At 69.4% G+C, this 22,627-nt stretch carries 26 protein-coding genes; 17 read left to right on the forward strand and 9 right to left on the reverse strand.

What is annotated here, in order from left to right; translation table 11 throughout:
• Positions 1 to 58 precede the first annotated feature (58 nt).
• From ACN6M5_RS16350 to ACN6M5_RS16365, 4 genes are all read left to right on the forward strand, one after another.
• The gene (locus tag ACN6M5_RS16350; RefSeq protein ID WP_085368762.1) at positions 59 to 253 is read left to right on the forward strand and encodes a helix-turn-helix domain-containing protein; all 195 of its coding nucleotides are present in this window, start codon (positions 59 to 61) and stop codon (positions 251 to 253) included.
• Between the two features lie 69 nt (positions 254 to 322).
• The gene (locus ACN6M5_RS16355) at positions 323 to 421 is read left to right on the forward strand and encodes a 30S ribosomal protein bS22 (RefSeq protein ID WP_003792170.1); all 99 of its coding nucleotides are present in this window, start codon (positions 323 to 325) and stop codon (positions 419 to 421) included.
• Between the two features lie 76 nt (positions 422 to 497).
• Positions 498 to 761, forward strand: coding sequence for a glutaredoxin family protein (locus ACN6M5_RS16360; RefSeq protein ID WP_085368761.1), 264 nt, complete (start codon positions 498 to 500; stop codon positions 759 to 761).
• A complete protein-coding gene (locus ACN6M5_RS16365; RefSeq protein WP_434951453.1) occupies positions 758 to 1,057 on the forward strand; it encodes a Dabb family protein in 300 nt (99 codons plus the stop codon). Before ACN6M5_RS16360 ends, ACN6M5_RS16365 begins: the two co-directional genes overlap by 4 nt.
• 99 nt (positions 1,058 to 1,156) lie before the next feature.
• On the opposite strand, the gene ACN6M5_RS16370 is transcribed toward ACN6M5_RS16365, so the two are convergent.
• The 3 genes from ACN6M5_RS16370 to ACN6M5_RS16380 form a co-directional block, all read right to left on the reverse strand.
• Complete coding sequence (locus ACN6M5_RS16370) at positions 1,157 to 1,858, reverse strand: GntR family transcriptional regulator (RefSeq protein WP_434951455.1); 702 nt, start codon at positions 1,856 to 1,858, stop codon at positions 1,157 to 1,159.
• Positions 1,858 to 2,541, reverse strand: a complete 684-nt coding sequence (locus tag ACN6M5_RS16375) for a GntR family transcriptional regulator (protein WP_434951457.1) — start codon at positions 2,539 to 2,541, stop codon at positions 1,858 to 1,860. Before ACN6M5_RS16375 ends, ACN6M5_RS16370 begins: the two co-directional genes overlap by 1 nt.
• 233 nt (positions 2,542 to 2,774) lie before the next feature.
• Positions 2,775 to 3,164, reverse strand: coding sequence for an SHOCT domain-containing protein (locus ACN6M5_RS16380; RefSeq protein ID WP_434951459.1), 390 nt, complete (start codon positions 3,162 to 3,164; stop codon positions 2,775 to 2,777).
• 143 nt (positions 3,165 to 3,307) lie between these two features.
• Here ACN6M5_RS16380 and ACN6M5_RS16385 point away from each other — a divergent pair, with 143 nt between their 5' ends.
• Complete coding sequence (locus ACN6M5_RS16385; RefSeq protein WP_434951461.1) at positions 3,308 to 5,239, forward strand: thioesterase domain-containing protein; 1,932 nt, start codon at positions 3,308 to 3,310, stop codon at positions 5,237 to 5,239.
• A gap of 56 nt (positions 5,240 to 5,295) precedes the next feature.
• Positions 5,296 to 6,150: a polyphosphate kinase 2 family protein gene (locus tag ACN6M5_RS16390; RefSeq protein WP_434951463.1), complete on the forward strand. Its 855-nt coding sequence runs from the start codon at positions 5,296 to 5,298 to the stop codon at positions 6,148 to 6,150.
• Positions 6,151 to 6,156: 6 nt separating this feature from the next.
• Here ACN6M5_RS16390 and ACN6M5_RS16395 read toward each other — a convergent pair whose 3' ends face one another.
• The gene (locus ACN6M5_RS16395) at positions 6,157 to 7,461 is read right to left on the reverse strand and encodes an isochorismate synthase (RefSeq protein ID WP_434951465.1); all 1,305 of its coding nucleotides are present in this window, start codon (positions 7,459 to 7,461) and stop codon (positions 6,157 to 6,159) included.
• Between the two features lie 212 nt (positions 7,462 to 7,673).
• Here ACN6M5_RS16395 and ubiE point away from each other — a divergent pair, with 212 nt between their 5' ends.
• The 4 genes from ubiE to ACN6M5_RS16415 are packed head-to-tail and all read left to right on the forward strand — an operon-like array spanning position 7,674 to position 12,411.
• The gene (gene ubiE, locus ACN6M5_RS16400) at positions 7,674 to 8,900 is read left to right on the forward strand and encodes a bifunctional demethylmenaquinone methyltransferase/2-methoxy-6-polyprenyl-1,4-benzoquinol methylase UbiE (RefSeq protein ID WP_434951467.1); all 1,227 of its coding nucleotides are present in this window, start codon (positions 7,674 to 7,676) and stop codon (positions 8,898 to 8,900) included.
• Positions 8,900 to 9,979, forward strand: coding sequence for a polyprenyl synthetase family protein (locus tag ACN6M5_RS16405; RefSeq protein WP_085368742.1), 1,080 nt, complete (start codon positions 8,900 to 8,902; stop codon positions 9,977 to 9,979). The genes ubiE and ACN6M5_RS16405 overlap by 1 nt, the downstream gene beginning before the upstream one ends.
• Positions 9,980 to 9,997: 18 nt before the next feature.
• Positions 9,998 to 11,380, forward strand: a complete 1,383-nt coding sequence (locus ACN6M5_RS16410; protein ID WP_434951470.1) for an FAD-dependent oxidoreductase — start codon at positions 9,998 to 10,000, stop codon at positions 11,378 to 11,380.
• A 38-nt stretch (positions 11,381 to 11,418) separates the two neighbouring features.
• Positions 11,419 to 12,411 (forward strand): alpha/beta hydrolase, encoded by a 993-nt coding sequence (locus ACN6M5_RS16415; protein WP_434951472.1) that lies wholly within the window; start codon positions 11,419 to 11,421, stop codon positions 12,409 to 12,411.
• A gap of 69 nt (positions 12,412 to 12,480) precedes the next feature.
• Here the strand turns inward: ACN6M5_RS16415 and ACN6M5_RS16420 are convergent, their stop codons facing one another.
• From ACN6M5_RS16420 to ACN6M5_RS16430, 3 genes are all read right to left on the reverse strand, one after another.
• Positions 12,481 to 12,969: a YajQ family cyclic di-GMP-binding protein gene (locus tag ACN6M5_RS16420; RefSeq protein ID WP_085368739.1), complete on the reverse strand. Its 489-nt coding sequence runs from the start codon at positions 12,967 to 12,969 to the stop codon at positions 12,481 to 12,483.
• 76 nt (positions 12,970 to 13,045) lie between these two features.
• A complete protein-coding gene (locus ACN6M5_RS16425) occupies positions 13,046 to 14,224 on the reverse strand; it encodes a Fic family protein (protein ID WP_434951474.1) in 1,179 nt (392 codons plus the stop codon).
• A gap of 80 nt (positions 14,225 to 14,304) precedes the next feature.
• Positions 14,305 to 14,448, reverse strand: coding sequence for a hypothetical protein (locus ACN6M5_RS16430; RefSeq protein WP_168688225.1), 144 nt, complete (start codon positions 14,446 to 14,448; stop codon positions 14,305 to 14,307).
• A gap of 157 nt (positions 14,449 to 14,605) precedes the next feature.
• Here ACN6M5_RS16430 and ACN6M5_RS16435 point away from each other — a divergent pair, with 157 nt between their 5' ends.
• Positions 14,606 to 14,836, forward strand: a complete 231-nt coding sequence (locus ACN6M5_RS16435; protein ID WP_168688574.1) for a DUF2283 domain-containing protein — start codon at positions 14,606 to 14,608, stop codon at positions 14,834 to 14,836.
• A gap of 44 nt (positions 14,837 to 14,880) precedes the next feature.
• Here the strand turns inward: ACN6M5_RS16435 and ACN6M5_RS16440 are convergent, their stop codons facing one another.
• On the reverse strand, positions 14,881 to 15,519 hold the full coding sequence (locus ACN6M5_RS16440; protein ID WP_434951477.1) for a TetR/AcrR family transcriptional regulator: 639 nt from the start codon (positions 15,517 to 15,519) through the stop codon (positions 14,881 to 14,883).
• A 66-nt stretch (positions 15,520 to 15,585) separates the two neighbouring features.
• On the opposite strand from ACN6M5_RS16440, the gene ACN6M5_RS16445 reads away from it, so the two are divergent.
• The 6 genes from ACN6M5_RS16445 (at position 15,586) to ACN6M5_RS16470 (ending at position 21,822) form a co-directional block, all read left to right on the forward strand.
• Positions 15,586 to 17,058: an MDR family MFS transporter gene (locus tag ACN6M5_RS16445; protein ID WP_434951479.1), complete on the forward strand. Its 1,473-nt coding sequence runs from the start codon at positions 15,586 to 15,588 to the stop codon at positions 17,056 to 17,058.
• Between the two features lie 98 nt (positions 17,059 to 17,156).
• Positions 17,157 to 17,858, forward strand: a complete 702-nt coding sequence (locus ACN6M5_RS16450; RefSeq protein ID WP_434951481.1) for a DedA family protein — start codon at positions 17,157 to 17,159, stop codon at positions 17,856 to 17,858.
• A gap of 2 nt (positions 17,859 to 17,860) precedes the next feature.
• Positions 17,861 to 19,087 (forward strand): sensor histidine kinase, encoded by a 1,227-nt coding sequence (locus ACN6M5_RS16455; RefSeq protein ID WP_434951483.1) that lies wholly within the window; start codon positions 17,861 to 17,863, stop codon positions 19,085 to 19,087.
• On the forward strand, positions 19,084 to 19,758 hold the full coding sequence (locus ACN6M5_RS16460) for a response regulator (RefSeq protein WP_434951485.1): 675 nt from the start codon (positions 19,084 to 19,086) through the stop codon (positions 19,756 to 19,758). Before ACN6M5_RS16455 ends, ACN6M5_RS16460 begins: the two co-directional genes overlap by 4 nt.
• 149 nt (positions 19,759 to 19,907) lie before the next feature.
• Positions 19,908 to 21,299 (forward strand): acyltransferase family protein, encoded by a 1,392-nt coding sequence (locus tag ACN6M5_RS16465; protein ID WP_434951487.1) that lies wholly within the window; start codon positions 19,908 to 19,910, stop codon positions 21,297 to 21,299.
• A gap of 79 nt (positions 21,300 to 21,378) precedes the next feature.
• On the forward strand, positions 21,379 to 21,822 hold the full coding sequence (locus ACN6M5_RS16470; protein ID WP_434951489.1) for a helix-turn-helix domain-containing protein: 444 nt from the start codon (positions 21,379 to 21,381) through the stop codon (positions 21,820 to 21,822).
• Between the two features lie 105 nt (positions 21,823 to 21,927).
• On the opposite strand, the gene ACN6M5_RS16475 is transcribed toward ACN6M5_RS16470, so the two are convergent.
• On the reverse strand, positions 21,928 to 22,527 hold the full coding sequence (locus ACN6M5_RS16475) for an ATP-dependent Clp protease proteolytic subunit (protein WP_256921898.1): 600 nt from the start codon (positions 22,525 to 22,527) through the stop codon (positions 21,928 to 21,930).
• Between the last annotated feature and the right edge of the window lie 100 nt (positions 22,528 to 22,627).

The raw sequence follows: 22,627 nt of genomic DNA on the forward strand, positions 1-22,627 counted from the left end.
GTTCGTGTCACCACTCGTGTCACACGAGTACCATGACAGCAGAAGAAGGACTTGGCAGATGGCACGCGATCTCTCGGATGTGCGCTTCCTGACGGTCGCCGAGGTGGCCGACATGATGCGCGTCTCCCGCATGACCGTGTACCGCCTCGTGCACTCGGGGGAACTCCCCGCCATCCGTTTCGGGCGCTCCTTCCGGGTGCCGGAATCGGCCGTAACACAGGCTCTTGAGAATCACGTCGCCGACACAGCGTGACGTCGGGTAGACTGTTGGCTTGTGTCGCCGCGCATTCCGCGGCCAGCCCCCTAACTTTGTGAGGTCTACGTGGGTTCCGTTATCAAAAAGCGTCGCAAGCGTATGGCGAAGAAGAAGCACCGCAAGCTTCTTCGCAAGACGCGCCACCAGCGTCGCAACAAGAAGTAGACCTCGGTCTGCAGCTCAGGCGTCGGCCCCTCGGGACCGACGCTTTTTGCTGCCCGCAGCCGGATAGGCTGGATGCGTGTCCAGCGTCTCCCTCACCCTGATCGGCAAGCCGGGGTGCCATCTCTGCGATGACGCCCGTGAGGTGATCGGCGCCGTGATCGGCGACCTGCCTCCCGGAGCGCCGACCGTCGTGGTGGACGAGCGGAACATCCTGGAGGAGCCCGAGCTGCACGCGCAGTACGTCGAGGACATCCCGGTGGTGCTCGTCGATGGCAGGGTCCACACCTATTGGCGCGTTGATCCTGCGCGTCTCCGCACCGCACTCCTGGAGGTCCGATGACCATTCGCCATGTCGTCTCGTGGAAGCTCGCCACCTCGGATGATTCCGAGCGCGCGGAGCAGGCCGCGGCCGTAAAGGCCGGCCTGGAGTCGCTGCCCGTGACCATTCCGGAGATCCTCGCGCTGGAGGTCGGGGTGAACGCGCTGAGCGCCGACAACTTCGACCTCGTGCTGATCAGCGACTTCGCCGACGAGGATGCACTGCAGCGCTACGTCGACCACCCGGATCACCAGAGGGTCGCCGCGTACATCCGGTCGGTGGTCGGCGGTCGTTCCGCCGTCGACTTCCTCGTCTGACCTCTGGCCTCGGCCGAAACGCAATCGAGTCCGGACTTATGCACGGCCGACACGGCGTGTCGCGTGCATAAGTCCGGACTCGATTATGTGGAGCGGGAGTTAGACGATGGGGGTGTCGTCGATCTCGGCGTCGGTGCGGCGGTAGTCCGCGATGAACTGGGCGTGCGACGGGGCGTACAGGGCCTTGACCAGGTCGCCGGCCTTCTCGCCGTCGCGCTCCTTCGCCGCCGCCGCGATCTCCGCGATGCGCGCGGGGAGGTCGTCGGTGTCGAACGGGCGCTGCCAGACGCTGATGTAGCGCAGCAGCTGCGGGCTGAGGCCCTCGCTCACGCTCACCAGGACATCGTTGCCGGTGTTCCGCTCGAATTCGAGGAAGAACTCGTTGAGCGTGTGGCCGAGCGCGGGGAGGTCGCCGGACTTGGCGAGCTTCTTCGCCTCCTTGGCCAGCTTGTCGAGCCGGGAGGCCGCCGCGTTGTCGAGCGCGGGGACCGCGCTGCGCGCCGCACGCTCGTGCAGGAGCCCGGAGATGTAGACGGCCTCGTCGATCGCGCGCATGTCGATCGGCGCGACGCGGGTGTACCGGTTCGGGGCCATCTCGACGAGGCCGATCTCGGCGAGTTTCATCAGCGCTTCGCGGATCGGGGTGCGGGAGACGCCGAGCCAGGCGGTCAGCTTCTCGTCGAGGAGGGTCTCACCCGGTTCGAGCGTGCCGTCGAGGATGCCGTCGTAGAGACGGTTGTACACGACATCGCGGAGGAGCTGACGCTCGACCGGCGCGGTGTCTTTGACGGGGAGCGGCATCAGTTCTCCTTCTTCTCGAGCGCGGCGAACTCGTCGACGAGCTGAGCGAGTGCTTTGGACCAGTAGCCGTCCACGGCGGTGGCCGCCTTGTCGGCGTTGCCCGCGACGGACGCCTCCACGATGGTGGTGAGGTACGGCAGGCTCGCCTCGAACGCGCTGGTGCTCGGGGCCGCGATGAGCGCCCGGCGGATCTCGGGAAGGTGGCGGTTGAGCAGGCGGGCGACGGTCTTGTTGTCGAGCCTGCGCACGTAGACGTTGATGAAGTCGTCGGCGAACGACTTGTCGCGGATGAGCGCTCCGAGGTCGTCTCCGCTGGTGGCCCTGGCGGCGAAGTCGCGCAGCGTGGCCTTGTCGTCGTCGGTGAGGAGAGCGGTGGAGTCGCGCACCACGCCGTGGAGGAGCGTGCCGACGGTCTCGATGAGCCCGCGCAGACGGACGGCGTCGATCGGGGTGACGCGCGTGCGCTTCTGCGGCATGATCTCGACGAGGCCCATGGACGCGAGCTGGTTCAGCGCCTCGCGCACAGGGGTGCGGGACACCCCGACCCACTTCTCGATCTCAGCGTCGTAGAGCTGCTCGCCGGGGGTGAGATCGCCGTCGACGATCGCGTCGAGCAGGCGAAGGAAGACTTCGTCTCTGATGAGCCGTCGTGGGCTGACGGTCTCGGTAATGGGTACAGGCATACATGAATATTACATCCGCCGAGTTCGAATTCAAGCCATTGGGAGCACGAAAGTCGCGGATGTGGGATCGGAGCGTCTGGGATGCAGATCACTGTGGTGATGGATGCGGGAGCGTCATCCTGTGAAGTCTCCCATGTCAAATATGAGTATAGCTTATCGGGCGCGAACGCACGACGGGCGCGGTGCCCAGACTCGCTGGAGCACCGCGCCCGAAGAGACTCGGAACGTGCCGATCAGAACTTGTTGCCGAGCGCCTTCGCTTTGAGCGCGTCGAACTCTCCGGCGCTGATGACGCCCTGGTCGAGCAGTTGCTTGGCCTTGGCGATGTCGTCGGCGGGGGAGGCGGAGGCGACCTGCCGGATGTAGTCGTCCGCCTGCGACTGAGCCTGCTGCACATCCCGTGCCTGGCGCTCCGCCATGCCGCGGCCGCGTGCGATCAGGTAGACGAGCGCCGTGAGGAAGGGAAGGAAGATGAGGAAGATGACCCAGAGCGCCTTCCACCAGCCGTTCAGCGTGCGGTCGCGGAACAGGTCTCCGATGATCGCGAACAGTGCGAACAGGTATGCGATGAACGCGAAGGCCCAGAAGATGAGCCAAATGACGTTCCAGAAGTTGTTCCACATGGTCTGACTGCCCTTCCGACGAGCCGCCCGATGCGGCATCTGAGCACACGCTAGTGCTCGCGTCGGGCACGGCGCTAGCAAAATCGGTCCAATGCATACATTGCAGAAACCGCCTGTCGGAGGCAGCGGGTTAGGCTGACGCCATGCTGCCGCAGATCCCACCGCGCACGTGGCGCGGCAGGAGCGCTGCTGCGACAGCGCTGTTCGTGCTCTGGTTCGTGGTCGGGGTGCCGATCGCCCTGCTGGCCGGGCTCGTGCTGCTGGTGCTCGGCGTGGCGGTCGCCGTGATCGCGCTGGTCGTCTGGCTGCTCTGGGCGGGGATCGCCTGGGTGTGGTTCGCGATCGTGCGGGCGCAGCGCATCCCGTACCCGTTCCGGCTGCTGCCGCCGGAGAGCCGCCGGTCGCGTCGGCTGGCGGGCAGCTCGCTCTACCTGCAACTCGCTCCGCGGCTCGTCGGCGGCGTCGCTCGTCTCGCCGGGGTGCTGTTCGGACCCCTGCTGCTGGCGACGAGCATCGCCGGGCTGTTCTCCGCTCGCTGGCGTGCCCGCCCGTATCTCGCGGTCTTCACGCTTCCCGCCGTGCTCCGCAAGGTGGTGAACCTGGGACGCAGACGCGGGCTGCTGCGCGACGGCCACGACGCGGACATCCTCCGTTACGACGCCTTCCTCTCCGGGGCGTTCCCGCACATCCTGGACTTCCTCGACTGGTGGCGCGACCCGCAGGCGCCCCGGGAGTACACGCCGTCTCCCGGGCTGGTGGATGTGCCAGCGGGGCTCCTCGGCCTCGACCTCGAGCCGTATCCCGACCCGCTCGGTTATCCGGGACTGGCCGCCGGAGCGCTCCGCCGTCACAGCATCCGGAGTCTGCGCGAGGTGTTCCTCAGCCAGCGCGAGATCGACGACCTGTGCGACCCCGACCTCGACGACCGGGCAGACGTCGGCCTCATCCGCGTGGCGAGCCGGGTGGATGCGCACGGGCTGCGGCACTGGATCGTCCAGTTCCCGAGCACCAAGTCCTGGCACCCGCGCTCAGGCGCCGCCCCCAACGACCTCACGGCCGACCTCGTGATCGGCGCAGAGCAGGAGCCGACCGCCACCCGCGCCGCCATCGCGACGATGCGGGATGCGGGCATCCGGCCGGGCGAGCCCGTGCTGCTCGCGGGCTTCAGCCTCGGCGGCATGGTGGCGGCGCAGGTGGCCGACCGGGCGACCCGCGCCGGTCTCACCGTCGCGCATCTCGTGGTGGGGGGCACCCCGCTCGGGCGGGTGCGCATCCCGGACGGTGTGCGGGTGCTCGCGCTCGAGCACGTGCTCGACATCGTCCCGCGCATCGACGGCAGGGAGAACCCGGTGCGCCCGCCGCTCTCCGCGCAGGGGACGGACGGCTTCGTCACGGTGAAGGCCGGCCCGCTGCTCCCCGTCGGCTTCCGGCTCGGCGCGCTGCACCAGTCGACGGCGTACGCGGACACGGCGAAGGCCATCGAGGAGCAGCCACCGGATGCGCTCGTCGCGTCCATGCTCGACGAGCTCGCGGTGTACTTCGGCCAGGGCCAGACCGTCGTCGACCACGCCATGCTGCGGACGGGCGGCCTCGGCCCGCAGCCGTCCGTGCCGTTCTACCTGCACAGCACGGTGCAGGAGGGGATCACGCGCGGGACGCTCCGCCAGACGCTCCGGCGCATCCCTGACGTGATCGCTGTCGATGTCTACCAGTCGAGGGCCGGGTTCGCCACGACCATCCTCTGGAACGCCGACGTGCTCGTGCGCAGCTTGAAGCCGTGGTTCACCACGGTGGAGCGGTTCGCCGTCTACCGCGGCCTGCTGTCGCTCCTGAAGCGCCGCCGAGCGGTCGGCATCCACTTCAGGCTGCAGGCGAAGGAGACGCCGGGGGTCACCTGGGAGGCGACGGTGCAGCGGATGGCGGACGGGCAGTGGAGGGAGATCCTCGACGTGTCGTTCGACGACGCTCCCGCGGAGGCGGAGTTCGACGATGCGTTCCCCGGCGGAGCCGAGCCGACGGTCGTGTTCTACCCTCCGTCGGCGTTCGATCCCGTCGTGGACGCATCCCGTCGCTGACCTGGCCGCCGCTGACCTGGACGTACTATGGAGCCCACGCGAACGAGGAGGTCACCGTGGGACGTGAAGGTTACTGGACGACCGACCCGACGGATGCCTTGCGCGTCGGCCCCGGTTTCCGGCTGGACGCCCAGGATGCGGCGGCGAAGCCCGGGTTCGACGGACACAAGTCCGACGGGGAGGCAGCGCTCGCCGAGGGGGCCGGGATCCTCGCCGACCTCCAGGAGCGGCTGTACGCGGCGGGCACCGTGGGTGACAAGCGCAGCCTGCTGCTCGTTCTGCAGGCGATGGATACGGCGGGCAAGGGCGGCATCGTCTCCCACGTCGTCGGGGCGGTCAACCCCGGCGGGGTGCGGTACGCCGGGTTCAAGAAGCCGACGCCGGAGGAGCTGGCGCACGACTTCCTCTGGCGCGTGGATCGCGAGGTGCCGTCCGCGGGCCAGCTCGGGGTCTTCGACCGCTCGCACTACGAGGACGTGCTGATCGGGCGGGTGCGGCAGCTGGCCCCCGCCGACGAGATCGAGCGGCGTTACGGCGCGATCAACGGCTTCGAGGAGGAGCTGCGGGAGAGCGGCACCACGATCGTGAAGGTGATGCTGCACCTCAGCAAGGACGAGCAGCGCGCCCGCCTGGCCGACCGGCTGGAGCGGCCGGAGAAGCACTGGAAGTACAACCCGGGCGACGTGGACGAGCGGCAACTCTGGGACGAGTATCAGGCGGCGTACCAGGTGGTCTTCGACCGCACCTCGACGGAGGGCGCTCCGTGGTACGTGGTTCCCGCCGACCGCAAATGGTATGCCCGGCTGGCGGTGCAGCACCTGCTCATCGATGCCCTGGAAGGCATGAACCTCGACTGGCCAGCGCCCGAATACGACGTGGAGGAGGAGAAGAGGAGGCTTGCGGCGTCCTGACGCCGATCAGCCGAACGCTTCGACCACCGGGCGGAACTTCATCGTCGTCTCGACCAGCTCCCGCTCCGGGACGGAGTCCGCGACGATGCCGGCGCCGGCATATGCCGTGATGTCGCCGGACTCGGAGACCTGAGCGCAGCGCAACGCGATGGCCCACTCGCCGTCTCCGTCTCCGCCGACCCAGCCGACGGGGCCGGCGTACCGGCCGCGGTCGAACGGTTCGAGTTCGTGGATGACGGCCATCGCATCCCGGGTCGGGGTGCCGGCGACGGCGGCGGTCGGGTGCAGGGCGTCGACCAGGTCGAGCGAACTCGACCCGTCGCTCAGGGTGCCCTGCACGTCGGTCGCGAGATGCCAGAGGTTCGGCAGCTTCAGCGTGAACGGCAGGTCGCTCGCCGCGAGATCCGCGCTGTGCTCACGCAGGGCGTCGACGACGCTCGAGACCGCGTACCGGTGCTCGTCTTGGTCTTTGGTGCTGCTGGCCAGGGTGACGGCGGCGTCGTGGTCGCTGACGCTGTCGGCCCCGCGGGAGATGGTGCCGGCGAGCACGCGAGCGCTGACCGTGCCGTGGTCGACGCGCACCAGGGTCTCCGGGGAGGAGCCGACCAGTCCGTCGACGGCGAACGTCCAGCACTCGGGGTAGCCGAGCGCCAGCTCGACCAGCGCGCGACGCACGTCGGACTCGTGCGGGAGGTGGCCGGTGAGGTCGCGGGCAAGAACGACCTTGCGCAGGTCGCCGTGCCGAATGCGGTCGACGGCCGCCTGCACGGCGGCGCGGTAGCCCTCCTTGCCGAGCGAACCGGGAAGCAGGGTGAGACGGTACTCGTCGCCGAACGGCGTCGGGCGGGGGAGGCGCGACGCGGCTGCGCCAGCACCCGGTGCGCCGGTGCCGGTGCCGTCACCGTCTGCGTCGTCTGCCGGGCGGATGCGCGTGATCCAGCTGCGCCCATCGCGGCGGCCGATCACGAATTCGGGCACGATCAGCACACTCGGCGCTGTGCTGTCGTCGGCGAACGCGAACGTGCCGAATGCGACCAGCCCGGTGCCCGGCTTGCCGACGGCGTCGGTGACGGACGCCTGCGAGACGACCTCTCTCCACGCGGCGGCGGCAGCGCGCATCCGGTCGTTGCCGGAGAATTCGAGCCGCAGCGCCTCGCCGATGCCCGCCATTCCTTCTCCCTTGCGGAGCCACAGCAGCGGGTGCCTGGCGTCGAGGAAAGGGATGAGCTGACGAACGTCGTCGATGGGGGTGGTCTCGACCAGGAGTGCCGTTGCGCTCGATGTCCGGGGCGTGGTCGCTGTTGCTGTCACCCGATCAGCCTACGCCCGGGATGCTGGGCGCCGGATGCGCGCGGGCTGGGGGTTGTCGGGGGCTGTGGGGAGGTGTGCTGGGGGTTGCGGGTCGCCGTGGCTGTGGGCAGCGTGGCATCCGTAACCGGGGCTGCGGCATCCGTGGCTGGGGCCGCAGCGGCCTCACAGGGAGCTGGAATGCATGGCGCAGCGGTGCCGCCTAAGCTAGGGGGGTGAGTAAGGCCGACCTCAGCAAGCAGCCCGCCCAGGTCGCCGCCATGTTCGATCAGGTGTCGACGCACTACGACAGGACCAACAACGTCCTCTCGATGGGCAACGCGGCACTCTGGCGTGTGGCGACGACCAAAGCCGTCGGCCCGCGCGCCGGCGAGACAATCCTCGATGTCGCGGCGGGCACTGGCACGTCCAGCGCGTCCCTCGCGAAGAACGGTGCGACGGTCGTCGCCGCCGACTTCTCCGAAGGGATGATCAAGGTCGGACGACGCCGCCAGGCGGACAACCCGTTCGTCCGCTTCGTCCAGGCCGACGCCACCCAGCTTCCGTTCGACGACGACGAGTTCGACGCCGTCACCATCTCCTTCGGCCTCCGCAACATCGTCGACCCGAAGAAGGCGCTCGCCGAGTTCTACCGCGTGACCAAGCCGGGCGGACGCGTCGTGATCTGCGAGTTCTCCCAGCCGCCGGCATCCATCGTGCGCACCGGATACTCCGCATACCTGCGGTTCGGGATGCCCGTGCTGGCCAAGCTGGCGAGCTCCAACCCCGCCGCATACGAATACCTGATGGACTCCATCGAGGCATGGCCGTCCCAGCCCGTGCTCGCCGACTGGCTGCGCGAGGCCGGGTTCGAGCACGTCGCGTACCGCAACCTGACCGCCGGGATCGTCGCCCTGCACCGTGGCTACAAGCCGCGGGATGCGGGCGGTGCGCGCGCGGCGAAGGTCGCCGCCCCCGCGGAGCAGGCTGTGACCGCCGAGAAGCCCGTAGCTGAGAAGGTTGCAGCGGAGAAGCCCGCGACCGCCACGCCTGCGACGTCGAAGCCTGCCGCCGCGAAGCCCGCAACCGCGAAAGCCGCAACCGCGAAGCCCGCAACCACGAAAGCCGCAACCGCGAAAGCCGCGACCGCGAAGCCTGCGGCAGCGAAGCCCGCAACCGCGAAACCCGCAACCGCGAAGCCTGCGACCGCGAAACCCGCAGCGGCGAAGCCCACGGCCGCAAAGCCCGCCGGCAAGCCCGCGGCCGCGAAGCCCACCACCACCAAACCAGCCGCCGCGAAGCCCAGCACTACCAAGCCGGCAACCGCCAAGCCCAGCGCCACAAAGCCCGCGCCCGCGAAGCCGGCCACCACCAAGCCCACCACCACCAAGCCCGCTGGCTCCGACCGAGCGACGGGCACCACGGGGGCGTCGGCTTCCGGCGTCCCACCCGAGGGGGAGTAGTGCCACCAAGCGTCCCCGCTGTGCGGCGTACCGCGTCGCTGTCCAGCCAGATCGGTCTGACCGAGCGGATTTTCGCATCGGGTCAGGACAGGGAGCTCGCCGCCGCCGTCGATGCGGGGCTCGCGCTCGTGGAGGAGGGCCTGCACGCAGAAATGCGGTTCGCGGACAACCTCGCCGACGTCACCGCACGCTACCTGCTCGAGGCCGGCGGCAAGCGGGTGCGCCCCATGCTGACGTTGCTCACCGCGCAGCTCGGGCGGGGGAACACCCCCGAGGTGCTGCAGGCGGCGGAGGCCGTGGAGATCACGCACCTCGCATCCCTCTATCACGACGACGTCATGGACGACTCGCAGATGCGGCGCGGGGTTCCGAGCGCGCAGTTCGTGTGGGGGAACTCCGTCGCCGTGCTCACCGGAGACCTGCTGTTCGCCCGCGCGAGCAAGATGGTGTCTTCGCTGGGCGAGCGCGCCATCCAGTTGCAGGCCGACACCTTCGAGCGGCTGTGCCTCGGGCAGCTGCACGAAACCATCGGACCCCAGGACGGCGAAGATCCCGTCGAGCACTACATCCGCGTGCTCGAAGACAAGACCGGCTCGCTGATCGCCGTCGCGGCGCAGATGGGCGTGGTGTTCGCGAAGGCTCCGGAAGAGTACGAGCAGCCGGTCGTGACGTTCGGCGAGAAGATCGGCGTCGCCTTCCAGATCATCGACGACGTGATCGACCTGTCGTCGAAGGGCGTCAAGGAGACAGGGAAGACGCCGGGCAACGACCTCCGCGCCGGTGTCGCCACCCTTCCCGTGCTGCGGCTGCGCGAGCTCGCCGAGACCGACCAGGGTGCGCGCGAGCTGCTCGATCGGCTCGAACGCGATGTGATCGGCACCGCGGAGGAGGGCGAGATCACCCCGGAGGCGACGGCCGCCATCGCGGCGCTCCGCGACCACGAAGTGACCGCCCACACCCTGCAGGAAGCCCACCGCTGGGCCCGCGAGGCCGTCGAAGCGCTCGAGCCGCTGCCGACCGGCCCCGTCAAGAAGGCGCTGATCCGCTTCGCGGACACCATCGTCGAACGTTCCAGCTGAGCAAGAAAGACACAACGAATGACCAAATTGCGACTGGCCATCGTCGGTGCAGGCCCCGCCGGCATTTACGCCGCGGACATCCTCCTCAAGGCGGAGCGCGCCTTCGACGTCTCCATCGACCTGTTCGAACAGCTTCCCGCCCCATACGGCCTCGTGCGTTACGGGGTCGCCCCCGACCACCCGCGCATCAAGGGCATCATCACGGCTCTGCGTGAGGTGCTCGACCGCGGGGACATCCGCATCTTCGGCAACGTCACGTATGGCGAGGACATCACCCTCGACGACCTCAAGCGCCACTACAACGCTGTGATCTTCGCCACCGGGGCCGTGCACGACGCCGAGCTGGACATCCCCGGCATCGAACTGCAGGGCTCGTACGGCGCCGCCGACTTCGTCAGCTGGTTCGACGGGCACCCGGATGTGCCGCGCACCTGGCCGCTGGAGGCCGAGTCCGTCGCCGTCATCGGCAACGGAAACGTCGCCCTCGACGTCTCGCGCATCCTGGCCAAGCACGCCGACGACCTGCTGCCCACCGAGATCCCGGACAACGTCTACGAGATCCTCAAGAACTCTCCCGTCACCGACGTGCACGTCTTCGGTCGCCGCGGGCCGGCCCAGGTGAAGTTCACCCCGCTGGAGCTCCGCGAGCTCGGCGAACTGCGCGACGTCGACATGATCCTCTACGACGAGGACTTCGACTACGACGAGCAGTCGAAGGCCGCCATCACGAGCAACAAGCAGGTCATGGTGATCGACCGCGTGCTGCAGCAGTGGCGTCAGCGCGAGGTGGGGAACGCATCCCGTCGCCTGCACCTGCACTTCTACGCCAAGCCGCTCGAGGTCGTCGACGACGGGAACGGTCACGTGGCCGCGTTCCGGTACGAGCGCACCGAGTCGGACGGCGAGGGCGGCGTGCGCGGGACCGGCGAGATCCGCGAGGTGCCCATCCAGGCCATCTACCGCGCTGTCGGCTACTTCGGGTCGCCGCTTCCCGGCATCCCGTTCGACAAGAAGCACGGCGTGATTCCGAACCACGAAGGCCAGGTGCTGCGCAAGGGCGACAACGAGCGCATGTACGGCGTGTACGCCACCGGGTGGATCAAGCGTGGACCGGTGGGTCTCATCGGCCACACCAAGTCGGACGCCATGGAAACGATCAAGCATGTGATCAATGATCAAGGGAACTGGTGGTCGCCCACCGACCCCTCCGAGGAATCTGTGGAGAACCTGCTGCGCGAGCGGGGTGTGGAGTACACGAACCTCGACGGCTGGCACAATCTCGACACGCACGAGCAGGCACTCGGCGCCGAACGGGGCCGCGCCCGCGTCAAGGTCGTCCCGCGCGACGAGATGGTCAGGGTGTCGAACGCCACCCCTGTCGAGGCGTCCACCGAGAGCTGACGGTCGCGCGAACCCGCCGCGCCTGCCACGCTGGGGTCATGACGCGCGCACAGGAGTGGTCGCCGGATGTGCTGGGGGAGCCGTTCGAGCAGCTCACGCTGCCGCTGAAACCGGATGCGGAGGGCGAGGTCGTCGCGACCCTCGTCCGCTATGCGCCCCCACCGCACCTGGCCGACCTGCGCCTGCTCCGCGCCGTCGCGGCCGACGCAGACGTGCTCTACGTGCACGGCTGGTCCGACTACTTCTTCCAGAAGGAGCTGGCCCGGTTCTGGCACGAGAACGGCGCGCGCTTCTTCGCCATCGACCTGCGCAAGTACGGCCGCAGCCTGCGCCCGTGGCAGACGCCAGGGTTCGTCGACGACCTCGCGACGTACGACGAGGAACTGGATGCGGCCATCTCGGTCATCCGGGAGAGTGCGCAGAAGGACCGCAAACTCATCCTGCTCGGCCACTCGACGGGCGGCCTCACGCTCAGCCTCTGGGCCGACCGCCATCCCGGAAAAGCGGATGCGCTGGTGCTGAACAGTCCCTGGCTCGAGTTCCAGGCGCACTCGGCGGGGCGGGCCGCGTTGGCTCCGCTGATCGGCCTGCAGGCGCGCGTCGACCCGAAAGCCCCGCTGCCGAACGTCGACCTCGGCTTCTACACCAGGACGGTGTCGTCGACGATGGAGGGCGAGTGGGACTACAACCTCGACTGGCGGCCCGTCCGCGGTTTCGCGGTGCTACCGGCGTGGTTGACGGCGGTGATGGCGGGGCATGCGCGCGTGGCGGCCGGTCTGCACATCGACGTCCCGGTGCTGACGATGGTGTCTGCGCGGTCGACGATCCTCCCGCGGTGGACGCCGGACATGATGAGCTCGGACATCGTTCTCGTCGTGGATGAGATCGCTCAGCGGGCGCTGAAGCTGGCGCCGTCGGTCACGGTCTCGCGCATCGACGGGGCGATCCACGACATCTTCCTGTCGCGCCAGCCGGTGCGCCAGGCGGCGTACGCCGAAGTGCGGCGGTGGCTGCGCGGCTACCTGCGCTGAGCGCGGGGTGCTGCGGATGCGCGGGATGCGCGGCCTCCGCGTCTCCGGCGGCCGCGCATCCCGGATCGTCTAGCGGAAGTTGACGAACTGCAGCGCGACGTCGAGGTCGGCGCCCTTGAGCAGGTTCATGGTGGCCTGCAGGTCGTCACGGCTCTTCGACGTGACGCGGAGTTCGTCGCCCTGGATCTGCGACTTCACGCTCTTCGGCGCTTCGTCGCGGATGAGCTTGTTGATCTTCTTCGCCGCATCCTGCTCGATGCCGTTCTTGATGCCGGCCTCGATGCGGAACTCCTTGCCGGACGGGTACGGCTCACCGGTGTCGAGCGAGCGCAGCGAGATGCCCCGCTTGATGAGCTTCGACTCGAACACCTCGAGGACTGCTTTGACGCGCTCCTCGGTGTTGGCCTTCATCAGAACCTTTTCGCCGCTCCACTCGATGGATGCGCCGACATTCTTGAAGTCGTAACGCTGCTCCACCTCTTTGCGAGCCTGGTTGAGGGCGTTGTCGGCCTCCATCTTGTCGACCTTGCTGACCACGTCGAACGATGAGTCTGCCATTCGTCGCCACCTTCCTGAGAGAACTACGGGTGCCGTGCGGCACCAGACAATTCAAACAGGGTCGGGCGGGAAACGGTTAACCTTGGCGTCGGCGTCCGGTGCGTACCGCGAAGGCATCCAGGGAGTCGAGTACATCCTGGTTGACCCAGACGCGATTCCGCTGTTTCGAGTTTCCCGGGGCGAGGACCCCGCGTTTCACCAGTTCGTCGAAACCGTTGCTCACGGACGGCTTGCTCAGACCGGTGACCGCGACCGCGGTCGGGGAGTTGAGCACCGGGTACTCGATGGTCAGCCTGGCGAGTGTGCGCGCGGCAGCGTCGGCACGGAGACCGGCCAGCTTCTCGTCCCACGCCTCCTGAAATTCGGCGATGTCGCGTGCCAGGAGTTTCGCGTTCTGGAGTGCGACCAGGGACGCCTCGGCGAAGACCTGGACGATCGGGCCCGGGTCGCCGCTGCGGTATGCGGTGAGCGCGTCGAAGTACGACTCGACGTCGGTCAGCAGCCCCGCGGACACGGGAACGGTCAGGTTCCGCAAGACACCGCCGTGCCGCAGCATCGCGTGCAGCAGTGCCCGCCCAGTGCGCCCGTTGCCGTCGGGGAACGGGTGGATGGTCTCGAACTGTGCGTGAGCGATGGCCGCGTGAGCGAGCACAGGGAGGTCGGCCCGGACCGCGAACCTGACCAGGTCGTCCATCGCGGCGTCGACGCGGTCGTGGTGGGGAGGAACGAAGCTGGCGGAGTGGGGGAGCCGCCCACCGATCCACACCTGCTCGCGACGGTATTGACCGGCCAGGTCGGGGTGCGAGTCGCGGAGCAGCGCGTCCTGCATGGCGATGATCGACGCGTTCGAGATATCGTCGGCCAGTGCGAGAGCCGCCTCCATCGCCCGGACGTTGCTGACGATGAGCGGGGCGTTGCCGTCTGAGCGCTCGCCGATCGCCGCCTCGGCGATCGCGCGCGGACCGGACGTCAACTGCTCGATCTGCGAGCTCGACGCCGACTCCGTCCGCAGCAGCACGGAGGAGAACGGAGCGGGGAAGTCGCCCATGTGCGCGTCGAAGCGCACCAGTTCGGCTGTCGCGTCGTCGATGTCGGCGAGGATCTCCGGTGCGAGGTCGAACGCTGCTTCGGCGATTTCGGGGACGACCGCAGCCCGATATGGACGGCGGCGTTCGAGGTTGAGTCGACGCGACGACATCTGCGCCTCGTCGGGCGCGGGAAGCGTGCGCTCCTCGAACGTCACAGCGGTGCTCACCCTTACCTCCGACCCTGTCGTTAGTAAAGTTTAGCGGATAAGCTTTACTAAGAACAGGTGCGCAGTAAAGGTTGCGGCTGCTACGCCGTCTGCTGCAGTTCGGCCAGGTAGGTCACGTGGCAGCCGTCGCCGCTGCACTCCACGCACACTGTGATCTCTTCATCGTGCTGGAACGGGTCGGCGCCGGTTCCGTCGCACCGTTCGCAAATCTCCAACGTTCTCATGCCGACGATTCTGCGCCGCACCACCGACATTGCGGGCAGTGGATGCGGGGTGTCGCGGATCGGCCGACGCCGCCGAAGACTTCTCCTCCTGCGGTCGAACGGGAGGTGGTACGACGGTCCGACGACACGCCGCCGCGCGGTTCCTAGGCTCGGAGTCATGCGACTCACCTACGACCCGGAGCTCGACGTCGCGCACTTCCGCCTCGACGTCCCGACCGATCCGTCCCTGCCCGACCGTTCGGCCGTCCCGGATGCTCCTGCCGCGGGCGCTCACATCGATGCCGAGTTCGACGCGGCGGGGTTCCTCGTCGGGTTCGAGGTGCTCGGGGCGCACCTTGTGCTGCGCCCGGACGTGCTCGCAGCCGCGGAGCGGTCGAGCCGCGCGTAGCGCCGAGCGCAGGGCGCCAAGCGCGTAGCGCCAAACGACGAGCACTAGCGCGCCCCCGCACCACCCGCATCCACCGGTCGCACCAGCGGCAGGAAGATGGTGTCCACGATCTCCTCGATCGTCTCCGCCGGCACCGGCCGCAGGGTCATGATGGCGTCGTGCCGGAAGAGGTCGAACGGCAACGTCGCGATGCGCGGGGTGAGGCGTGCAGGGTCGATCTCTCCGCGGTCGATGCCGCGCTGGATGACGGTGTCCACTCTGGTCGTCCTTCCGCCGATGAGCACGTCGCGGAGGTCGGAGAGGCTCGTTCCCGTCTCGGCGAAGTAGCCGCCGAGGTGGACGCTCATGGCGGCGGCGAAGCCGATCCTGGTCTCGTTGGCCGTGGTGAGGAGGGCGATCAGGTCGCCGCGGAGGCTGCCCGTGTCCGGCGTCGCCGGCTGGTCGCGCAACCCTGCACGTGCGACGGCCGCCCTGACCAGTTCCTGCCTGGTCGGCCAGCGACGGTAGACGACCGGGCGGCTGGTCTCGGCGCGCGCCGCGACCGCGTCGATGGTGAAGGCGGCATAGCCGTGCTCGACGAGCTGGTCCCAGGCTGCATCGAGGATCGCGTTCTCCAGCTCGGCCCCTCGGCGTCGCCGGGCGGGTGCGTCCGCCTCCGCGGTCGGCTGCTCAACAAGATCCATTTGCGTATCTTATCGCGTCGACCTATGATCTCGATAAGATACAGTCGCGTACCTTAAGGAGACATGGTGACCGAGAAGTCCAAGCTCGACCCCGGGGTCGTTCGCATCGCCGTCGTCGTGATCATCGGCGCGCTCGCCGTGATCTTCGACACGACCATCGTGAGCGTGGCCCTGCACACGCTCGCCACCGACCTGCACACCTCGGTCGACACCATCCAGTGGGTCAGCACCGGGTATCTGCTGGCGCTCGGCGTGACCATCCCGATCGTCGGCTGGGCGCAGCAACGGATCGGCGGCAAGCGGCTCTGGATCATCGCCCTCGCGATCTTCCTGCTCGGCTCCGTGCTCTGCAGCCTGGCGTGGGATGCGCCCAGCCTCATCGCCTTCCGCGTCGTTCAGGGCATCGGCGGCGGCATCATGCTCCCGCTCATGTCCACCCTCGTGATGCAGGCGGCGCACGGCCAGAACCTCGGCCGCATCATGTCCGCGGTGAGCCTCCCCGCCGTGCTCGGCCCCATCCTCGGCCCGGTGCTCGGCGGCCTCATCCTCAGCTACCTCGATTGGCGCTGGCTGTTCTGGGTCAACGTCCCGTTCTGCGTCGTCGGCATCGTGCTCGCCATCCGGATGCTGCCCCGCGACACCCTCGGCGCCCGGCCGAGACTGGACTGGGTGGGGCTGGTACTACTGTCGCCGGCGGTGGTCGGCCTGCTCTACGGTCTGTCCAATGTGAGCAAGGACGGCGGCTTCGGCCGCGGCGACGTGCTCGTGCCCCTCATCGCCGGAGCCCTGCTGCTCGCGGCCTTCGTGCTCTGGGCGCTGCGGCGCGGGGAGGGAGGGCTCGTCGACGTGCGGCTGTTCCGGCACCGCCCCGTGGCCTCCGCCTCCACGCTGCTCTTCCTGTCCGGCGCTTCGCTCTACGGGGCGATGCTGCTCCTTCCCCTCTACTTCCAGGAGGTCAGGGGAGCGGACGCGCTCGGAGCTGGACTGCTGCTGGTGCCGCAGGGCATCGGCACCCTGCTCAGCCGCACGACGGCCGGACGGCTCACCGACCGCCTCGGCGCACGCTGGGTGTCGATGGCGGGCTTCGCGATCGTCGGCATCGCGACCGTGCCGTTCGCCTTCACCACCCCCACCACGAACGAGTGGATGCTCATGGCCGCCCTCTTCGTGCGCGGTTTCGGTCTCGGAGCCGTCACCATCCCGTTGATGGCGGTCGCGTTCATCGGGCTGGAACGCAGCGAGGTGCCGCACGCGAGCATCCTGACCAGGATCACCTCGCAGCTCGGCGGTTCGTTCGGCGTCGCGCTCCTGGCCGTGATCCTGCAGGGTGCAGCGGTGGGCGCCACGTCGCTGGACGGAATCGCGGACGCGTTCGACCAGGCGTTCTGGTGGGCGGTCGGGTTCACCGTGCTGGCGATCGGGCTGTCCGCTCTGCTGCCGGGACGCCCGGCCGCGCAACCCGCCGCAGCAGCGCCGGAGCAGACGGCGCCGCTCGCTCCGGCGCAGGCCGCGGCATCCGGAGATATCCCCCTCCGGTAGGGGTGCCGGGGTACCCCCGGGTGACGCGCTACGGCACCCCGTCTCCCTAACGTCGGATACGGGCGGAAACCTCCGCCCGTATCCGAGGGGAGCACGGGATGGACGCACTGAACGAACTGATCGCGCAGGCGGTGTCGTCGCCGTGGATCTACCTGCTGGTCGCCGCAGTCGTCTTCGTGGACGCGTTCTTCCCTCCCGTGCCGAGCGAGTCGGTGGTGATCGCGGCAGCGGCGGCGAGCATCACGCTCGGCCAGCCGAACATCGCCATCATCATCGCCTGCGCCGCCATCGGCGCGATCGTCGGCGACAACGTCACCTTCGCGATCGGTCGCGGCGTCGGGCTCACCCGGTTCCGCTGGATGCGGAGGCCCAGGATGCAGGCGGCCCTCGGTTGGGCCCGCGACGGCCTCGATCGCCGTGCCGCCGTGCTGCTGCTGACCGCGCGCTACATCCCGGTCGGACGGGTCGCCGTGAACCTCGTCGCGGGAGCATCCGGGTTCTCGCGCCGCCGGTTCTTCGGGCTGTCGGTCCTCGCCGGTCTGTCCTGGGCGGCGTACAGCGTTACGGTGGGACTGCTCGCCGGGCACTGGCTGCACGGCAACCCGCTGCTCGGGATGCTCGCGGGCATCGCGATGGGACTCCTGACCGGTGTGCTGCTCGACGCGGGGATGCGGTTCGCAGCCCGGCGCCGCGCGAAGCGTGCTGCGGCGGCCGCGCCCGCCGCGGTGCTGGATGAGGTCGAGGCCGCGGAGACGCGGCCGGATGGAGTGCTGGTGTGCGCGGACGGACCAAGGAGATGACGATGACGGCCGAACACCCACCGCTGCGCACCAGGCTCGACGGGATGCTCGTCCTCCTCTGGGGGATCGGCTCGACCGCCGCCGTGGCGATCCTGGCGCTGACCTCGTCGCTCGGCTCGACGCTGTACGGCATCCCGGTGGTCATCGCTCTCGGCCTCGGTGTCGCTCAGGCGGCGTCGATCGTGCTGGCGATCGTCTCGCCGCGCCTTGCCGTCGTGATCTCGGTGGTGACTCTGGTGGCCGCCGGATTCGCGTCCGTGCCGGACGGCGCGAGCCCGTGGCCCGTCGCGGTGCCGACGATCGTCGCCAGCGCGCTGGTGCTGGTGATCGCGACGCTGCGCTCCGACTGGCGCGTCGGCCTGGTCGGCTGGGCGGGCGGCGCCCTCGGCAGCATCCTTGTCGCCCTGGTCGCAGCCCGGCCGCCCGCGACCTCCGGCGCGATCACCGCCGACCTCATCGTCTTCTGGTCGATCACCGCCGCCGCGATGCTGGGCGCCACGTTGGTCACCAACTGGCAGGATGTGCGCCGCCAGCTGCTCAGGGAGCAGCAGATCTCCGCTTCCGAGCTGACCCGCCGCGAGATCGCGGAGGAACGCACCCGCATCGCCAGGGAACTGCACGACGTGGTCGCCCACGGCATGTCGGCCATCCAGGTGCAGGCGTCGAGTGCCAGGTATCGCATCCCGTCGCTGAGCGAGGAGGCGGCCGAGGAGTTCGACGACCTCGCCGCCACCGCGCGTGCGGCGATGGGCGAGATGCGCACGCTGCTCGGAGTGCTCCGCAGCGAGGACACGGTGGTGGAGACGGCGCCGCAGCCTGGGGTGGGCGAGATCGCCGGGCTGGTGGCGCGCGCATCCCGAGCAGGCGGGGCCGTGCGCCTGGACGACCGGGTGGCCGCACAGGACGTCGCCGCCCTCGACCCCGCCGTGTCGCTGACGGTGTACCGCATCGTGCAGGAGGCCCTCAGCAACGTGGCCAGGCACGCGACGGGCGCAGCGACGGTCGTGACGCTCGACCGCAGTGGGGACGCCCTCGACGTGTCTGTGCGCAACGAGCGCGCGCCGGGGCGACCGGCCTCCGCACCGGCTCCGGACACCGGAGGACACGGCATCCGCGGGATGCGCGAGCGCGCCGCCCTGCTGGGTGGCAGTCTGGAGGCGGAGCGCACGGACGACGGCGGTTTCGTCGTCCGTGCGCGCATCCCCGTCGTGTCGAGAGGAACAGTATGACCATCACCGTACTCATCGCCGACGATCAGGCGATGGTGCGGGCAGGGTTCGCCGCCATCCTCGACGCCCAGGACGACATCACGGTGGTCGGTCAGGCGGCGGACGGCGAGGAGGCGGTCACGCTCGCCAGGCGGCTGAAGCCCGACCTCGTACTCATGGACGTCAGGATGTCGGGGATGAACGGCATCGACGCCACTCGCGAGCTCATCCACCCGACGGGCAGAGGCGAACCGCACCAGCCGCTCGTGCTCGTCCTGACCACGTTCGACGCCGACGACTACGTACACGAGGCCCTCTCGGCCGGCGCCAGCGGCTTCCTCCTGAAGGACGCGACCCCCGGCGACCTGGTGCAGGCGGTCCGCATCGTGGCGGCAGGGGATGCGCTGCTCGCCCCGCGCGTGACCAAACGGCTCCTGGAACGCTTCGCCGCCCAACGCCCGGCCGGAAGCAGGCACGCGCTGCAACTCGCCGACCTCACCGAGCGGGAGCGCGAGATCCTGGTGCTGATCGGACGAGGCAAGTCCAACGGCGAGATCGCCGCGGACCTGTTCATCGCGGAGCAGACGGTGAAGACGCACGTGAGCCGCATCTTCAGCAAGCTCGGGCTGCGCGACCGCGTGCACGCGGTGATCCTGGCGTTCGACGCCGGGCTGGTGGAACCGGCGCCGTAGCGGCGGCGGACCCTACCGGCTGACGCCTGCCGCGTGACCCGTACCGCGGTAGGGGTCAGGGTTGGCTCCCCGGGCGGACGACCGTCGGTCGAGCCCGCTGAGAACCTTCCGGAGACGGCCCACAGGGGGCCGGACGGAAGGGGAAACCTATGTCGGTCTCGTTCGCACCGGAGGCGGTGCGGGATGCCGCAAGTGGCACAGCGCGGAGTCGGGCGGGTGCGTCCGCGGGTGGCCGTGCGGGTGCTCGTGATGCTGCGGTCGACCTCGCCAGGGCCGCCTGCCTCGTGGTCGTGGTCCTGCTGCACGCGCTGATGGTCGGCGTGAGCGTGCACGACGGCGCACCCGTGCTCGAGAACGCTCTCGACGGCTGGGCAGGCCTCCCCGCGCTCACCTGGCTGGCGCAGGTCATGCCCCTCTTCTTCGTGCTCGGCGGGTTCTCCAGCTTCCTGCACTGGTCCGGGATGCGCGCCGGCGGCACCACGCCCGCCGCCTACCTCGCCGGCCGGATGCGCCGCCTCCTTCTCCCCGCAGCCGCCGCCATCGCCGCCTCGGCCGTGGTCCTGGCGGTGCTGACGCTGTGCGGTGTTCCGCCGGAGCTGGTCGCCGTCGCCGGGTTCCGGCTGAGCCAGCCGCTCTGGTTCCTCGGCGTGTACGTGCTGTGCACGGCGGCGGTGCCCGCGCTCGTCGCCGCGCACAGGCGGTTCCCCGTTGCGACGGTGGCCGTGCTGGCGGCGCTGGCGGTCGGTGTCGACGTCGTCCGCGCATCCACCGGGGTCACGGCTGTCGGCTTCGCGAACCTCCTCTTCGTCTGGCTGCTGGTGCAGCAGCTGGGATTCTGGCTCGCGGACGGCACCCTCTCCAGGCTGCAGCGCCGCACGCTCGTCGCGCTCGCCGCAGGGGCGACGGCCACGCTGTTCCTGCTCGCGGCGACCGGGGTGTACTCCTTCGACCTGCTCGCCAACCTCAACCCGCCCACGTTCGCCCTGGTGCTGCTCGGGATCGCCCAGCTGGCACTGTTCTCCCTGGCAAGGCCCGCCCTGCGCAGGCTCGCGGGCAACCGGATGCTCTCCGCCGTCGTGCAGGCCGTCAACGCCCGCGCGATGACGATCTACTCCTGGCACATGCTCGCGCTGATCGCGCTCGCCGGGCTGCTCCTGCTGTCCGGGGTCTCGCTGCCGCAGCCGCTGACGCCGGACTGGTGGGCGACGCGCGGGATGTGGCTGGCGGCGGTGGGCGTCGCGGTGGCCGCGCTGGTCGCGGTGGCCGGGCGCGCGGAGGCGGGGCGCGGTGGGGCGCGGCGTGGAACGGCCGGGCGCGCGACGGCTGATGGTGGCGGCGCGGAACGTGCGGCGGTGCGGCCGGGGGTCGGCGCGCATCCCGGGCTGGTGGCGCTGTCTGTGGCGTGCGGTTCAGGCGGGGTGCTCGTGATCCTGCTGGCCGGGGCGATGGTGGCAGGCTGGGTCACCGGATGCGCGCTCGTGGTCGGCGCGCTCGCGTTGGCGCGTGCGGCGGCGGCGCCCGGGTCGCGGATTCTGCCGTGAGCAGAATCGTGCGGAGGTGCGGGCGCGTCGGCGGGTGCGCGCCTAGGCTGGCGGACACGTCGACGGACGAGGAGGGGACATGCTGCTCAGACATGCGATCGGGGCCGTGCTCCGGCGGCTGAGGCTGGAACGCGGTGAGACGCTGCGTCAGCTGTCCGAGACGGCCAGCGTCTCCATCCCGTACCTGTCGGAGATCGAGCGCGGTCGCAAGGAGGCCTCCTCCGAGATCCTCGCCACGCTGTGCCGTGTCTTCGACATCAGCGAGGGCGAACTGCTCACCAGGGTCGCCGCCGAGTTCGCCACCGCCGACCTCGTCAGCCTTCGCCCCGTCGAGACCCGTACGGCAGCGCCGGTCCGCGAACTCGCTCCCGCGGGAAGCGGCAGCAGCAGCGCGGGCGCCTTCGGGCCCGGCATCTCCGTCGACCTCCGCCTCGCCGACCTGCTCGACGCGCAGCCCGCCGACCTCCGCATCGCCGAGCCCCCGCAGGACGGACCCGCCAGCGCGGTGCTGCTGGCCGCCTGACGCACCCCGCATACGCCGCGCATCCCGCGCATCCCGCGCATCCCGTGCATCCACCGGTCGGTGCTGCGCCACTGTCTCGTCCTCCACCTCGACGTGCAGCACGGTTCAGCCTTTCGGCAGCGCGCGGGTCGACCCGACGACGTGGTCGACGAACCCGTAGGCGAGCGCTTCGTCGGCTGTGAACCAGCGGTCCCGGTCGCCGTCTTCGAGGATCTGCTCGATCGGCTTGCCGGTCTGGACGCTCGTGAGTTCGGCCATGCGCTTCTTGAAGTACAGGATCTGCTTCGCCTGGGTCTGGATGTCCGCCGACGTCCCCCCGAAACCACCGTGGGGCTGGTGCATCACCACGCTCGCGTTCGGCAGCGCATATCGTTTGCCCTCCGCGCCGGAGGACAGCAGGAACTGCCCGGCTGACGCGGCGAAGCCCAGCGCGACCGTCGCGACGTCGGCCTGCACGAAGTTCATGGTGTCGTAGATCGCGAACGCCGCGGTGATCGAGCCGCCCGGCGAGTTGATGTAGAGGTAGATGTCCCGCTCCGGCTCGATCGAGTTGAGGATCAGGAGCTGGGCGCAGATCTCGTTGGCCGAGTCGTCGGTGACCTCGCTGCCGAGGAAGACGATCCGCTCTTCGAGAAGACGTTTGAAGATCAGTTGGTCCGGTGTGTTGTCCGTCATGGTGCTCATGCGCCCATCCTGCGAAGGGATGGCCACCGAGCGCGAGCGTTTCTGCCCGGCGCGAATCTGCCGACGGCAGAGGCGGGCGCCGACCCTGCCACGCCCGGGAACCGGCTGGGCGTGCGCTGAT

The sequence above is a fragment of the Leifsonia araucanica genome, from assembly GCF_051161895.1.
Lineage (GTDB): Bacteria > Actinomycetota > Actinomycetes > Actinomycetales > Microbacteriaceae > Leifsonia.